Genomic DNA, 14,727 nt, shown 5'->3' with positions numbered 1-14,727 from the left:
GTACGACAATGCGATGGCCGAGGCGTTCAACTCGTTGTTCAAGGCCGAGTGTATCCGTAACCCAGTCATGCGCCCTCGCGGTGGCTGGGGCGGTGTCGGCGAGGTCGAGATCGCCGTCGCCGAGTACATCGACTGGTTCAACCACCGCCGCCTGCACGGCGAGATCGGGCACGTCCCACCCGTCGAGTACGAGACCACCTACTGGTCGACCCACACAGTCACCAGCTACCGTGAGAACCCGGTCCCGGCAGTCGCTGGAACCAAGTAAACGAGCCCCCAGCAAACCCGGGGCGATTCAGACCGCTATGACTCGGTGGATCCCATCCGCAACCTCGACCCCGCGCTTCCGGTCACCCTGTTCCACGGACTGGCCGACACCGATGTCGATCCGGACAACTCCCGCCGGTACACGCGCGCCCTCGACGCTGCTGGTGGCTCGACTGATCTACACCTGTTCGACGGCGAAACGCACACCTCACTCGTCCATCGTCAGTCCCCCGCCTACACACGAATCCTCGACCGGCTCACCGAGATCGCGCGAGCCGACATCGACGAATTGCGCGACGAGTAGCTGGTGTCCCGGGGTCGCTACGCAGCCGCTCGACCCCATGGTGTCGAGCGAGTTTCGTTGTGCTGCTTCCATTCCCACACCGCGTACAGCACTTCGGTGGTGTAACCCAGATCCATCCGACCACCGCCGATCGGGACCGTCGCCTCTGTATCGATTCGAGGGTTCGGCTGCCACTCCGGCGGCTTCGAAGTCTTTGGCGCCACGTCGATCTCGGTGCCGTCCGGGCGATGAAAGCTGAACCGCTGTTCACCGTGTGCGGTGATCGCGAACTCCCCCCGATGCAACGCCCGATGACACGACCCACACAACAAGATCAGATTGTCCGGATCCGTCCGCCCACCCGCCGACCACAACTGCACATGATGGGCATGCAGATGACGCGTCCGACCACACCCCGGCACCTGACAACACCGATCCCGCACGAACAACGCCCTGATCAGGGCTTTGTTCGGCACCCGCTTCCGACGCCCCACCCCCAACAACGCCAGCTTGCCGGGCTGCCCGGGAACCCGGCGACTCACCACATCCCGAGTCGACGCCCCGCACCGGGCTTCGTCCACCTCGGCCTCCGACAACGCCGGACCGTCATCGAGATGAGCCGACTCCACCCCGTCACCGGCATGAATCAGGATCTCCGCACCCGGCGCAAGATCGGGCATCGCGATCCCGTCATGCACCATGTCGGCCATCGCCACCACCGCCGGCGCAACATTCGACGGCACCTGCCGCCACAGATCCCGACGCCGAGACGGAACCACCTCCGAATCCTCAGGTGCCGAACCGGCGTCAGTGTTCCGCGGAACACTCTCAGCCGACGGTAGATCCGGATCATCGCAGGTCCGGGTGCGTTCATACTCCGCACGCACCGTCCCGGCCAAAAACCGCGCCCCATCCAACGGACTCAACCGCAGCGACACCGACAACGACCCGTCATCGTTCCACTTCCACCGGCCCGTCGACTCCACCGGCGGCCGGCTTTCCTCTTCGACGCCACAGTTGCGGTCGACCTGGCCCATCGCCCGTACCGCCCGATCCAACTGACTCGCCGTGCACGACAACGCCAGATTCACCAACTCCGCCTCCCGCTCCGGCGTAGCCACCCGTGTCAGGGCGCGGACCTTCGAATACGTCAGCCGACCCTCGCGAAACGCCGTGCGGATCGCCGGCAATTCTCGTATCGCCTTGGCGACCCTCAACTGCTCATGCGCCGTTCGCGGTGCAATGCCGGCCTTCCACGACAACCAGTGCGCCAGCGAATGAATCCCCGGCCCCCGCCACGACTCCCGCTCATCCAGTTCTGCCACCAGTTCAAGGAATTCCGCTGTCAGCGCCGTGATCTGAGCCGCATATCCCAGCACCCGCGCCTCGAGCACCTCATCCGTCAATGAGACCGGATCCGCATCGTCGAACATCGACGACACATCCCCACCGCAACGAAAAGCACTGACCCCCATGCCAACCCCCTGAACCGGACGAGAAGTACACAAACAAGGTAACGCGCGGCACCGACAATCCCACGGGGCCTCAACCCGAGGTCGAGAGTGTTCCGCGGAACACTTCGGGATCACCTTCTATAAGTACTGGGAGGGTTGCCCGTCCACCGGGTGAAGGATCGGCTGGAGGCCGCGGCAATCGAGTAGCCCAGACGCGAGGCGGCCTCCTGAACGGTGACGCCGAGGACGCCGAGGACGCCGACCGCGACCTCATGACGAACCTCCTCGGTCAGGACCCGAAAGGTTGTCCCCTCCTGTTCGAGGCGTCGGTGCAGTGTTCGGCGGCCCATGTTCAGACGGGCAGGGTGTCTCGTCAAAGCAACTCGATATGTCCGACCGACTGACCCATGTCGACGCTGATGTCGACGAACCGGTTGCCTATCTGCAGCGCCTGCGGGGCGACCCAAAGCGCCTCCCGCGCATTCGCACTGCTGAGCATTGCGAATCCGAGCAAACCGAAGTTGGTGAGCGAGAGGCGCGTCGCCATCTCGGTGCCGAGACCGGGTCGAACGCCGCAGGTTTCGACGAGGTTGCGCGCAACGGCCAACTCTTGAACCGCCTCGACCTCGAGATCGTCGTCCTCCAGATCGGCCGGTTGTAGCCCGGATTCGGCTTTCGTCCCAGCGGTCATTCCTTCTGAGCCCCGACGCTTCGTACGGTGACGTGGAGCGAAGGGCTCAATGACTCGATGGCTCGGAGGTCGCCGGCGCGGCGGCTGCCGCAGTCGCCGGGAGGTCCGCTGTGTTGACGCCTCCTCGGACCAACTCCGACCTCGACTCAGCTCGCCGCACTCTCCCGCTGCGCGACCTTGGGTTCGATCACCTCGGTCGCGTAGGTCTTACCCCACTCGTTGAGGGCGGTGACGAAGGGGCGCAGCGCCCGTCCCTGTTCGGTGAGCGAGTACTCAACTCTCGGTGGGACTTCGGGATAGGCCGTGCGCTGCACGATGCCGTCGCATTCGAGTTCACGTAGCTGGCGGGTGAGCACTCGTGGCGTGACCGGACCGACTGCCCGCCCGAGGGCGCCGTATCGCATCGGCCCCTCGAGAAGGTTCTTGACGATGGTCATCTTCCATGAACCGCCGAGCACGGCGACGCTCACCTCGACGGGGCACACCTCGTAGGCACGTCGAACCGGGTCGCGCAGAACGGACTCGCCCTCGTTCTCCATCGTCAGACCCCTGCCGTCGGCGTGGACATCCTCGTCCATATGGACAATATTGTGCATACTAACGCCGAAGTGCATCAGGCGTTAGACAGAAGTCATGCACCTTTCCGTCGACAACCCCGAGAACTCTGTAGACCAGGACTTCGCGCGCTTCACCTCCCCGACGGTCGGAGCAACCCTCGGCTCGGTCGCGATTCTCGCGACCGTCGCGACTGCGGCCCTCTCCGACACCGGAACACTGCCGGGGTTGCTCGGGATGGCCGGCGCCGGGGCGCTCCTGGCCCTGATGCAGATCGCCGTGCAGTGTCAGGCGGCGATACTCGTCCTGCGAGACAGACGATGGCTTCCGGCACTGCCGCCCGCGGCGATCTGCGCCGCGACACTGACCGCGCTCTACCTGCTGGCCTTCGATCACGCTGCCGGCTGGTACCTGCTCCTCATCAGCGCAGTAGCTGTCGCCGGGTATGTCGCGGTGCTCGGGGAGGGGCACGCAGCCATCCGCGTCTTCGACGGCGCCGAACGTCATATCGAGGACACACCAAGGCACCGGTGAAGCCAACTGCCGACGCCACCAGGCGGACCTCGAGGCGCTGCCATCTCACGGACGGGTGACTTCGAGCGAACAGGGAGGCAGGGCTACATGAGGGCAGACAGCTTCGGACCGGTGGTCGTCGACGATGACCAGGACGCGTCCCGGGCAGGTCGCGCGATGGCGGTGGTCTCGACGCAGCGCGATCAACTCATCGTCCTGACCGTGCACGGCAGCATCGRCCTGCTCACCGTCCCGCAGTTGGGTGCGGCCGTGCTGGAAGCAGTGAGCGAGCGACCCCGGGGGCTGATCGTCGATCTCACCGCCACCGACTTCCTCGCGTCGTCCGGCATCGCCGCGCTCCTCGCCGCACACGCGGCCGTCACCCCGGCCGGCGGCCGGTTCGGCGTCGTCGGCGGGCATCCCGCCATCACTCGGCCCCTGCGGCTGACGGGCCTGGATGACACTCTCGACCTCTACGCCACCCTGGCCGACGCGTTCTCGGCGATGGTCCCGGACTGAGGGCGCCGGCTCACTCCGCGCCGAGAAACTGGACGAGAACCGCGTTCACCGCCTGCGGCGCCTCGATCGGGATGAGGTGCGTCCCGGGGATCACGGCCAGCCGGGCACCCGGAATGACGCCGACGACGTCGCCGCTGTGCTCGAGGGTCACCTCGTCGCGGTCACCCTGCATGACCAGCGTCGGTGCAGTGATCGCGGCCAGATCACCGAGATCGATCTCGGGTTCGGAGTTGATCATCGCCATCGTCTTGTCGAAGACGACCTGGAAATGCTCTGCCCCGTCCGGGGATTCCGACGCGTAGTCGGCAGCGAAAAACTCCATCAGCTCGTCGTCGGCGGAATCGAGCGCGTCGAGGATGCCGCCGACCGCCCGGCCCGAACTGTTGTAGTACTGGCCGATCAGGACCAGATGCCGGACCAGGTCGGGCCGCCGCAACGCGACCAGCACGCCCACCACCGCGCCATCGCTCCACCCGACGATCTCGGCGGGACCACCGACCACTTCGTCGAGGTACGCGATCGTCTCCTCGGCCATGTCCGCGTAGTGGAACTCGTCGGTCACGTCCGGGCTGTGTCCGTGACCGTGACGTTCCGGACAGAACACCTTCCACCCCGCGTCCACCAGGGCCGGCACCTGCCCGCCCCACGACGACGCACCCGAGAAGGCGCCGTGGAGCAGCACGAGCGGTTGCCCGTCGCCCTGGATCTCATGCCAGACACGGGTATTCGGCGTCGGATGACTGATGGTCGTGTACTCGCGGATGGGAGAGGTCACGTGACCACCGTACGGGGGGCATCGGTGCCGCCGATGAGAAACCGGCGTCGAGCGGGTCAGCCCTGTCGAGTGCACACGACGAGAGGGAGTCCCATGCCCACCGACACCACCCGAGCACCATCGATATCGGCGGCCGCCGATCACATGCTCGCTCTGACCGACAGGGTCGCCGACGCCGACCTGGACCGTCCGACCCCCTGCGGCGACATGGATCTCGCCGCGCTGGTCGCTCACGTCGACGGCCTGTCCCAGGCCTTCGCGGCCGCGGCGCGGAAGGACTTCGGACCGCTGACCTCGACGCCGCCGGACCCGGCGCAGAGTCAGCTCTCGACGCAGTGGCGTGACGACCTGCGTCGCCACGTCCACGACCTCGCCGACTCCTGGGATGACCCCGCCGCCTGGGACGGCATGACCCGGGCGGGCGGTGTCGAACTGCCGGCCGAGATCATGGGACTCGTAGCGCTGTCGGAACTCGTGCTGCACGGCTGGGACATCGCACGTGCCATGGGCATCCCGTTCGACATCTCCGACGACATCCTCCAGGTCGTCTTCGACCTCCACCACCCACCCCAACCGCAGGAAGAGCGCGACGGCATGTTCGGGCCGGTGGTCGAGGTACCCGACGACGCACCCCTCGTCGACCGCCTCGCCGGCCTGACCGGACGGGATCCCCGGTGGCCGCACGCGGCGAAGGCGGACTAGCGGTTGAACGGCCAGCCGGTGATCTTCTTCTCCCGCGGCGGGGCGTAGGTCCGGACCTTCGACGTCGAGAGACCCATTCGGACAAGACCTTCGGCGATCGTGACCGCCGCCCGCACGCCGTCGACGATCGGTACCCCGGTCGCCTCGCGGACCTGCTCCTCGAGTTCGGCCATCCCGCCGCACCCGAGGCAGATCACCTCGGCGTGGTCGTCGGTGACCGCACGCGTGGACTGTTCCACGATCGCCTTCACGGCCCGCTCCGGGTCCGACTCGAGTTCCAGCACACCGAGTCCCGACGCCCGCACCGATGCGCACCGCTGGTCGAGGCCGGCGAGCTTGAGCCGGTCCTCGATGAGCGGGACCGTCCGGTCCAGGGTCGTCACCACCGAGAAGCGGTGTCCCAGATACATCGCCGTCGACGCCGCGGCCTCGGTGATGTCGACGACCGGCACCTCGAGGAGCTCCTGGAGTCCCTCTCGGCCGTGTTCGCCGTAACCGGCCTGGATGACCGCGTCATACGGTTCGGGGTAGGCGAGGATCGCGTCCATCACGGCGATCGCGGCGAGGTAGGACTCGAAGTTCCCCTCACACGAGTCGGCGCCGAAACGCGGTGTGATCCCCACGATCTCGGTCCCCGGGGAGGCGACCGAGCGGGCCGAGTCGGCGATGGCCTCGGTCATCGACACGGTGGTGTTGACGTTGGCGACCAGGATGCGCACGGTGATGTCCTTTGTGGGTCAGTGAGTGCTGGCGACGGAGATCGACTCGCCCGACACCTCGGCGAACGGACCGCGACGGTCGGCGACCGCCAGGTACACGATCGCACCGAGACCGGCGCCGATGAACCAGGAGAACTCCGAGATCACCTCGAAGGCCGGGACGAAGGCCATCACCAGGGCGATGGCCGCAGTCGGGACGAGCGCGAGGATCGCCCGCATGTTGACCCCGTTCCGGTAGTGGTAGGCGGCGCCCGGCGCCTCGGTGAACAACGCGGGCACGTCGATTCGCGAACGGCGGACGAGCCAGTAATCGGCCATGACGATACCGAACAGCGGGCCGAGAAGGGCACCGAGTCCGCCGAGGAAGTAGTTGATCACCGCCGGCGAGTTGTAGAGGTTCCACGGCAGGATGACCAAGCCGATGATCGCGGCGACGAGCGCCGCGCGCCGGAAGTCGAGGTGGCGCGGGAACAGGTTGGACAGCGCGTAGATCGGCGCGACGAAGTTGGCCATGAGGTTCACGGCGACAGTGAGGATCAGCAGCGCGAGGCAGGCCAGCACCAGCAGGAACGTGTTGGGAACGGTCTGGACGATGTCCGACGGCGACTCGATGACGGTGCCGTTGATGCGGAACTGCGCTCCGGCGAGGGTGATCACGATGGCGCCGAAGAGCAGCATGTTCAGCGGGATGCCCCAGAAGTTCCCGCGCACGATCGCTTTTCGCGATTCTGCGTTGCGGGTGAAGTCGCAGAAGTTGAGGACGAAGGTCCCGTAGATCGCCACCCACAGGCTCGCGCCGCCGATGATCTGGAGCCACATGTCCACGCCGGTCAGCGAATCGGGCGTCGACCACGCGATGGTCCAGTCGGCGTTGCTCAGCATCCAGACGGCCAGGGCGACCATGGTGACCAGGATGACCGGACCGGCGAAGGCCTCGTAGCGACGGATCATCTCCATGCCGTAACTGACGATGACCACCTGGATCACCCACAGCGAGACGAACGAGATCCAGCCCAGGGTGGAGAGCCCGAGGAAACGATTGGTGTCCAGGTCGGCGGCGCCGGGGAACAGCGCCACCAGCATGATTCGCAGGACGACCGACGCGAGGTAGGTCTGGATGCCGAACCACGCGATCGCCACCCCACCGCGGATGAGGGCGGGGATCTGCGCGCCGCGGAACCCGAACGAGATGCGGCTCATGACCGGGAACGGCACGCCCGTCTTCTCCCCCATGAAGCCGGAGAGATTCAGCAGCAGGAAGAGGAACACCCCACCCAGCACCAGGGCGGTCAGGATCTGCCACCCGCCGAGCCCGAGCGCGAACAGACCGATGGCGAAGGCGTAGTTGCCGAGACTGTGTACGTCGTTGGCCCACAACGTGAAGATGTTGTAGGTGTTCCAGCGTCGTCCGACGCGGCTGGTCGGTGCCAGGTCGTCGTTGTACAGCTTCGGACTCAGCCCGGCCGGGACGGTGCCGGTGACCTCCGAAACCGGTCCGTCGACGGGGGCTGTGTGCTGCTCAGTGCTCATGTCTGCACTTTCGGTCGGACGGTCATCGATGACCGCGCTCCTACACTCGCGGAGTTCCGTGATGTGGAATGAAGTTTCCGCGTTCGTGACAGTTAGCCTGACGATTGAGGCCGTTGTCAATAGCACGACACCGGCCTACTCGCGAGTTGAGTTCCGAAATGACGCAGCTTCATTCCATGATGAGGAATCACCTGGGTTAGTCTCTGGAACGACACCGGACACGGCACCAGCAAGGAGTCCCGCCCCATGACCGCAGCACCCGATGCCCCGGCCGCTACTTCCGACGCACCGTTCGACCTGGTCGTGCGGGGTGAACAGACTCTCACCACGGCCGGGATCGTGGCGCGCGAGATCGGTATCCGCGACGGCCGGATCGTCGCGATCGAGCCCCTCGGCAGCGGGCTGACCGGGGCCGAGGTCATCGAGCTCGCCGACGATCAGGTCATGATCCCCGGACTCGTGGACACCCACGTACACGTCAACGAGCCCGGGCGCACCGAGTGGGAGGGTTTCGACTCGGCCACCCGGGCTGCGGCCGCGGGTGGTGTCACCACGCTCATCGACATGCCGCTCAACTCGATCCCGCCGACCGTGAACGTCGACGCGTTGGCCGAGAAACGTGCTGCGGCACAAGGTAAGACGCACATCGACGTCGGATTCTGGGGCGGCGCCATCCCGGGCAACGAGGACGATCTGCGCGGCCTGCACGACGCGGGTGTGTTCGGCTTCAAGTGCTTTCTGCTGCACTCGGGAGTGGACGAGTTCCCGCACCTGACGGCCGACGAGATGGAAGCCGACATGGCCAAACTCGCCGAGTTCGACTCGCTGATGATCGTCCACGCCGAGGACTCCCGCGCCATCGACAAGGCCCCCTCCCCCGAGGGCGATGAGTACACCCGCTTCCTCGCGTCCCGTCCGCGCGGCGCCGAGAACCTGGCGATCGCGGAGGTCATCGAGCGGGCGCGCTGGACCGGCGTCCGCGCCCATGTCCTCCACCTGTCGTCGTCGGACGCGCTGCCGATGCTGGCCAGCGCGAAGCGCGACGGTGTGAAGATCACTGTCGAGACCTGCCCGCATTACCTCACCCTGCTGGCCGAAGAGGTACCCAACGGCGCGACGGCCTTCAAGTGCTGCCCGCCCATCCGCGAGGCCGGCAACCGTGAACTGCTGTGGGAGGGGCTGCTGGCCGGCACCATCGACTGCATCGTCTCCGACCACTCGCCCTCGACCGTCGACCTCAAGGACCCCGAGAACGGCGACTTCGGCGTCGCATGGGGTGGGGTCGCCTCGCTTCAGCTCGGGCTGTCGCTCATCTGGTCCGAGGCAAAGAAGCGCGGCATCGACCTGCCGCAGGTCATCGAGTGGATGGCGTCGAAACCCGCCGACCTCGCCGGCCTGCCGACCAAGGGTCGCATCGCCCTCGGCTGCGACGCCGACTTCGCCGTCTTCGAGCCGGAATCCGCGCAGATCGTCGACGTCAATCGCCTCCACCACAAGAACCCGGTCAGCCCGTACGACGGCCGGGCACTCGCCGGTGTGGTCAAGGGGACCTGGGTGCGCGGGCAGAAGGTCGACTTCGAGACCGCCCGCGGTCGCATGCTCCGCCGCGGCGACGTCTGACTCCCCCGGTAAGCTGGGCCGAATGAGTTCGGATGACCAGCACACCGGCCTGGCCGATGAGTTGGCCGCGCGTTCCGACGACGCGCTGACCGAGCTCCTCCTCGAACGCCCCGACCTCGCCTCACCGACGCCGTCGGGGACCCGGGTACTGGCGCAACGGGCGCTGTCGGCGGCGTCGTTGGCCCTGGCCGGCGAGGATCTCGACGTCCTCGCCGTCGCGGTTCTGGAAGAGGTCGCCGCCCGCCACAGCCGCAGCCCGAAGAAGTCGCGGCGTCCGTCGGTCAGCACGATCGTCAAGGCCCTGTCCGGCCGCGCCGATGCGGCCGCCGTCCGCGCCCGGATCGATCTCCTCCGACGCCGCGCGATCCTCTGGGGCGAGGACTCCTCCCTCGGCGCCGGTGAACACGTCGACTCCGCGATGCCGTGGAAGGCCAAGCACCTCAGTGGTCCGCTCGTCGGGCGGTCGGGCGAGGAGATCGCGGCGATGATCGCCGATCTCGACGAACGGCCCCTCGGTCTGCTGCACACCCTCGCGCGCGGTCCGGCCCTGGGCCGCAGTCGAGATGCGGCACACGACGCCGACCCGTCCTCCCCCGTCGCCCGACTGATCTCGTCCGGCCTCCTCGCGCGCATCGACGATCAGACCGTCGAGCTACCGCCGATGGTGGGCGCCGTGCTCCGCGAGGAACCTGCTTGGCGCACAGACGTGTTGGAGCCGCCACCGCTCCACGAACCCGGCGCGAAGCCACGTTTCGGGGCCAAGGCGGTCGACGCCGCTGCCGGCGGCGAGGCACTCGAACTCATCCGTCACCTCACCCAGCTGATCGCGGTCCTCGGCGCGACGCCGGCGGCGGTGCTCCGCTCCGGCGCGCTCGGCGTCCGCGAGCTCCGTCGTCTGGCGAAGCTGACCGGTCTCGAGACACAGCGGGTGGCGTTCCTCGTCGAACTCGCCGCCTATCTCCGGCTCATCGACGCGGGCTTCCCGGATCCCCCGCCGCCCAACGATTCCGGCGAACAGTCCTTCGCACCCACCTCCACCGCCGACACCTGGCTGCACCAACCGCGCGAGCGCCAGTGGCTCGCGCTGGCCGACGCCTGGATGCACATGCCGCGCCGCGCCTGGCAGGTCGGCGAACCCGATCGAGACGGCAACGCGCTGCCGACGCTCGGCTCCGACCTCCACGACGCCTACGCCCCGGTGCAGCGTCAGCTCATCCTGTCCGCCCTCGCCCAGGCCGACCCCGCGGTGGGCGTCCCCGCCGACACCCTCCTCGCGAACCTGCACTGGCACCGTCCCCGTCAGATCCGGCGCTTCAGCCGCCGCGTCGTCGCCGAGACCCTGCGTGAGGCACGGGAATTGGGCCTGGTCGCACACGACGCCCTGACCACCGTCGGTCGCGCGTACACAGTGGAGGAGTCACCGGACTCCGACCCCGCCGACGTCGACGCGGCGGTGCTCGCCGCGATGCGCAAAGCCCTGCCCGAGCCGGTGGACCACTTCCTGACCCAGGCCGATCTGACGTTGACCGTCCCCGGCCCGATGACACCCGAACTCGCCGAACAGGTGGAGCTCGTCGCCGATCTGGAGTCCGGTGGTGCGGCGTCGGTCTATCGGGTCTCGCCGGAGAGCGTGCGCCGTGCGCTCGACGCGGGCCGCAGCAGCAACGAACTGCTCTCGATGTTCACGAAACACTCGAGAACCCCGGTGCCACAATCGCTCACGTATCTCATCGACGACGTCGCACGACGCCACGGCCAGTTGCGCGTGGGCGTCGCGTCGGCGTTCATCCGCTGCGAGGACCCGACGGTGCTCGCCGCCGTGCTGCGCAGTGCGGCCGCCGAACCGCTCGCGCTTCGCGCACTGGCCCCCACGGTCGCGGTGTCACCGTCGGAGGTCCGCGACGTCATCGATCAGCTACGGGCGGCGGGATTCGCTCCGGCGGGCGAAGATTCGTCCGGAGCCCTGGTCGACCTCCGCGAACGCGGCAGCCGGGTTTCGGTGTCGCGGGCACGTCGGCAGGCCCAGCCACGCCGGAACGCGCCGTCGGAGGCACAGCTGCGGTCGGTGGTGACCCGCATCCGCTCGACCGACCGGGCGGCGGCGGCGACCCCGGTGCGCGGCGCCGTCACGACGACCCCGGTGCGGGCGAGCGGCGGAGGCGAATCCGCCACCGCGCTCATCCAGCTCGCACTGCGCGCCAACCGCAGGCTGCGCGTGGGATACGTCGACGCACAGGGATCGGCGAGCCGGCATGTGGTGACCCCGAAGATCCTCGGCGCCGGCCAACTCGTCGCCGTCGAGGAGGGCAGCGATGACGAGCAGCGGTTCTCGCTGCACCGCCTCACCAGCGTCGAACTGCTCGACGCCTGAGTCCAGCGGGTAGAGACATCCTGTGAAAGACGTCTCATCCTTGGTAGCCTCGGGTATGACCGCGGCACCGAAACTCCCCGCTCGCGAACATCTCGGCCTCGTCGCCGACACCTACCAGCACGACCTCGTCGCGCGGATGAAACCCGCGCCGAAGCGTCGCCGGGTGAAGCGGCCGGTCGATCTGGTCACCGCCATCGGGCCTTCTCTCGCCGGCACCAACGTGATCATGCAGCTCGCCAATCCGAAGGTCGGGTACGGCGTCCACGAGAGCCGCGTGCCGTCGGGCAATGCGATCAAGCGGCCCATCAAACGGGGGCGCACCACCGGCACGTTCCTCGCCGTCGCACTGATGGGCTCCGACGACGACAAGGCCTACGTCCACGAGGCCGTCGGCCGCATCCACGACGAGGTGTACTCCACCCAGTCGAGTCCCGTTCGCTACAGCGGGAACGACTCGCGTCTGCAGCTGTGGGTCGCGGTGTGTCTGCTCAAGTACTTCATCGACCAGTACGAACTGCTCTACGGTCCGCTGAGCGCCGAGGAGAAGCAGATGGTGCTCGACGAGGCGCACCCGCTGGGCACCGCACTCAACGTTCCCCGGGACAAGTGGCCGGCGACCTACGACGAACTGCTCGTCTACTGGAACGCCGAATTGTCCTCACTGCGCATCGACGACCCGGTGCGCGACGAGCTCCGCAGCCTCGCCGACCTGTCTTTCCTGGAGTACCGGGTCGGAAAGCTCGGCACGCTGCTCCACGCCACGATCGGGCCGTCGCTCGCCTACGCGATCAAGGCCGGGTTGCCGCCGGAGTTCCGCACGATGATGCGGTGGCGGTGGACCGAACGCGACGAACGCCGCTATCAGCGGGCGCTTGCCGGCTTCCGCCGCGTCGACCCACTGGTGGCACCCGTTCTGCGCGGGATCTTCCGGCTCAACATCATCGACCTGCGGGTCCGTCGCAAGCTCGGCATCCCGGTCTTCTGACTTCGCCGGGGTCTCTCGCGTCACAGCGCAGGCCCGACGCTGACAATCGTCGGTGCGATCTGGACAATGGAGCGGGTGACCGATGGACCCCTGATCGTGCAATCCGACAAGACGCTGCTGCTCGAGGTGGATCACCCCGACGCCGCGGCGGCGCGCGCGGCGATCGCACCCTTCGCCGAACTCGAACGCGCCCCCGAGCACGTCCACACCTACCGGGTCACCCCGCTCGCGCTGTGGAACGCCCGCGCCGCAGGTCACGACGCCGAACAGGTCGTCGATGCACTCGTGACGTACTCGCGGTACGCGGTGCCCCAGCCGCTGCTGATGGACGTCGTGGACACCATGGGCCGGTTCGGTCGCCTGCAACTGGTCAAGCATCCGGCGCACGGGTTGACCCTCGTCAGCCTCGACCAGGCGGTCCTCATCGAGGTGATGCGCAACAAGAAGGTCGCCCCGATGCTGGGTGCGCGCATCGACGACGACACGGTGATCGTGCACCCGTCCGAGCGCGGTCGCCTCAAGCAGGTGCTGCTGAAGGTCGGCTGGCCGGCCGAGGACCTCGCCGGGTACGTCGACGGCGAGGCACACGCCATCGACCTCGCCCAGGACGACTGGCAGCTGCGTGACTACCAGGAGATGGCAGCCGACTCGTTCTGGGCCGGCGGCTCGGGCGTGGTGGTGCTCCCCTGTGGTGCCGGCAAGACGATGGTCGGCGCGGCGGCGATGGCCAAGGCCGGCGCGACGACGCTGATCCTGGTGACCAACACGGTGGCGGGCCGCCAGTGGAAACGTGAACTCATCGCGCGCACGACGCTCACCGAGGAGGAAATCGGCGAGTACTCGGGCGAGCGCAAGGAGATCCGTCCCGTCACCATCGCCACGTACCAGGTGATGACGCGGAAGTCGAAGGGCGAGTACAAGAATCTCGACCTGTTCGACTCCCGCGACTGGGGTCTGATCATCTACGACGAGGTCCATCTCCTCCCCGCACCCGTCTTCCGGATGACCGCCGACCTGCAATCGCGTCGTCGACTCGGCCTCACCGCGACCCTGGTCCGCGAGGACGGCCGCGAGGGCGACGTCTTCAGCCTGATCGGACCCAAGCGCTACGACGCCCCGTGGAAGGACATCGAGGCGCAGGGGTGGATCGCGCCGGCCGACTGCGTCGAGGTCCGGGTGACGCTGACCGACGAGGAGCGTCTGCAGTACGCGGTCGCCGAGCCCGAGGAGAAGTACAAGCTCTGCTCGACGGCCCACACCAAGGTCAACGTGGTCAAGGCGATCCTCGACAAGCACCGGGGTCAGCAGACCCTGATCATCGGCGCCTACATCGACCAGCTCGAGGAACTGGGCCGCGAACTCGACGCCCCGGTGATCCAGGGATCGACGAAGAACAAGGAACGCGAGGTCCTGTTCGACCGGTTCCGCTCCGGCGAGTTGCAGACCCTTGTCGTGTCCAAGGTGGCGAACTTCTCCATCGACCTGCCTGAGGCGTCGGTCGCGGTGCAGGTGTCGGGGACGTTCGGGTCGCGCCAGGAGGAGGCCCAGCGGCTCGGCCGGCTGTTGCGCCCGAAACGCGATGGCGGACAGGCGCATTTCTACTCGGTGGTGTCGCGCGACACCCTCGACGCCGACTACGCCGCGCACCGCCAACGGTTCCTCGCCGAGCAGGGATACGCCTACCGCATCACCGACGCCGACGACCTCCTCGGCCCGACGATCGGTGAGGGTTCAGCCGGCTGA

Annotated in this window: 15 protein-coding genes and 1 pseudogene; 9 read left to right on the top strand and 7 right to left on the bottom strand. The window is 67.5% G+C overall.

Annotated features, from left to right (window positions below; genetic code table 11):
* A partial coding sequence (locus A9310_RS17630; protein WP_254661292.1) for an IS3 family transposase occupies positions 1-268 on the top strand: 268 nt, incomplete at its 5' end.
* A gap of 42 nt (positions 269-310) precedes the next feature.
* Positions 311-571: pseudogene (locus A9310_RS17625) on the top strand (alpha/beta hydrolase family protein); the annotation flags it as partial.
* A 17-nt stretch (positions 572-588) separates the two neighbouring features.
* Here A9310_RS17625 and A9310_RS17620 read toward each other — a convergent pair.
* From A9310_RS17620 to A9310_RS17605, 4 genes are all read right to left on the bottom strand, one after another.
* Positions 589-1,983: an HNH endonuclease signature motif containing protein gene (locus A9310_RS17620; protein ID WP_065631766.1), complete on the bottom strand. Its 1,395-nt coding sequence runs from the start codon at positions 1,981-1,983 to the stop codon at positions 589-591.
* 152 nt (positions 1,984-2,135) lie between these two features.
* A complete protein-coding gene (locus A9310_RS26640) occupies positions 2,136-2,354 on the bottom strand; it encodes a helix-turn-helix domain-containing protein (protein ID WP_065631762.1) in 219 nt (72 codons plus the stop codon).
* A gap of 23 nt (positions 2,355-2,377) precedes the next feature.
* Positions 2,378-2,695 carry an AraC family transcriptional regulator ligand-binding domain-containing protein gene (locus A9310_RS17610; protein ID WP_065631761.1) on the bottom strand — a complete coding sequence of 106 codons (318 nt, stop codon included), beginning with the start codon at positions 2,693-2,695 and terminating at the stop codon, positions 2,378-2,380.
* A 146-nt stretch (positions 2,696-2,841) separates the two neighbouring features.
* Positions 2,842-3,234 (bottom strand): helix-turn-helix domain-containing protein, encoded by a 393-nt coding sequence (locus A9310_RS17605; protein WP_065631765.1) that lies wholly within the window; start codon positions 3,232-3,234, stop codon positions 2,842-2,844.
* A gap of 94 nt (positions 3,235-3,328) precedes the next feature.
* Between A9310_RS17605 and A9310_RS17600 the strand changes: the two genes are divergently transcribed.
* Positions 3,329-3,784 carry a hypothetical protein gene (locus tag A9310_RS17600; RefSeq protein ID WP_254661291.1) on the top strand — a complete coding sequence of 152 codons (456 nt, stop codon included), beginning with the start codon at positions 3,329-3,331 and terminating at the stop codon, positions 3,782-3,784.
* 87 nt (positions 3,785-3,871) lie between these two features.
* A complete protein-coding gene (locus tag A9310_RS17595) occupies positions 3,872-4,282 on the top strand; it encodes an STAS domain-containing protein (protein ID WP_065631760.1) in 411 nt (136 codons plus the stop codon).
* 10 nt (positions 4,283-4,292) lie between these two features.
* Here the strand turns inward: A9310_RS17595 and A9310_RS17590 are convergent, their stop codons facing one another.
* A complete protein-coding gene (locus tag A9310_RS17590; protein WP_065631759.1) occupies positions 4,293-5,057 on the bottom strand; it encodes an alpha/beta fold hydrolase in 765 nt (254 codons plus the stop codon).
* A gap of 93 nt (positions 5,058-5,150) precedes the next feature.
* Between A9310_RS17590 and A9310_RS17585 the strand changes: the two genes are divergently transcribed.
* A complete protein-coding gene (locus A9310_RS17585; protein ID WP_065631758.1) occupies positions 5,151-5,759 on the top strand; it encodes a TIGR03086 family metal-binding protein in 609 nt (202 codons plus the stop codon).
* Here A9310_RS17585 and A9310_RS17580 read toward each other — a convergent pair.
* Positions 5,756-6,478: an aspartate/glutamate racemase family protein gene (locus tag A9310_RS17580; protein WP_065631757.1), complete on the bottom strand. Its 723-nt coding sequence runs from the start codon at positions 6,476-6,478 to the stop codon at positions 5,756-5,758. The two genes, A9310_RS17585 and A9310_RS17580, sit on opposite strands and share 4 nt — an antisense overlap.
* Before the next feature lie 18 nt (positions 6,479-6,496).
* The gene (locus A9310_RS17575; protein WP_065631756.1) at positions 6,497-8,008 is read right to left on the bottom strand and encodes an NCS1 family nucleobase:cation symporter-1; all 1,512 of its coding nucleotides are present in this window, start codon (positions 8,006-8,008) and stop codon (positions 6,497-6,499) included.
* 246 nt (positions 8,009-8,254) lie between these two features.
* On the opposite strand from A9310_RS17575, the gene allB reads away from it, so the two are divergent.
* The 4 genes from allB (at position 8,255) to A9310_RS17555 (ending at position 14,727) form a co-directional block, all read left to right on the top strand.
* A complete protein-coding gene (allB, locus tag A9310_RS17570) occupies positions 8,255-9,628 on the top strand; it encodes an allantoinase AllB (protein ID WP_065631755.1) in 1,374 nt (457 codons plus the stop codon).
* Between the two features lie 22 nt (positions 9,629-9,650).
* Positions 9,651-11,999, top strand: a complete 2,349-nt coding sequence (locus tag A9310_RS17565; protein ID WP_065631754.1) for a helicase-associated domain-containing protein — start codon at positions 9,651-9,653, stop codon at positions 11,997-11,999.
* Positions 12,000-12,054: 55 nt separating this feature from the next.
* On the top strand, positions 12,055-12,984 hold the full coding sequence (locus tag A9310_RS17560) for an oxygenase MpaB family protein (protein WP_065631753.1): 930 nt from the start codon (positions 12,055-12,057) through the stop codon (positions 12,982-12,984).
* Between the two features lie 75 nt (positions 12,985-13,059).
* Positions 13,060-14,727, top strand: coding sequence for a DNA repair helicase XPB (locus A9310_RS17555; protein WP_321179980.1), 1,668 nt, complete (start codon positions 13,060-13,062; stop codon positions 14,725-14,727).

The sequence above is a fragment of the Gordonia sp. UCD-TK1 genome (assembly GCF_001691435.1).
In the GTDB taxonomy this organism is placed as follows: domain Bacteria; phylum Actinomycetota; class Actinomycetes; order Mycobacteriales; family Mycobacteriaceae; genus Gordonia; species Gordonia hongkongensis.
The sequence above is the reverse complement of the archived record's forward strand: the minus strand, read 5'-3'. Positions and strand labels throughout refer to the sequence as shown.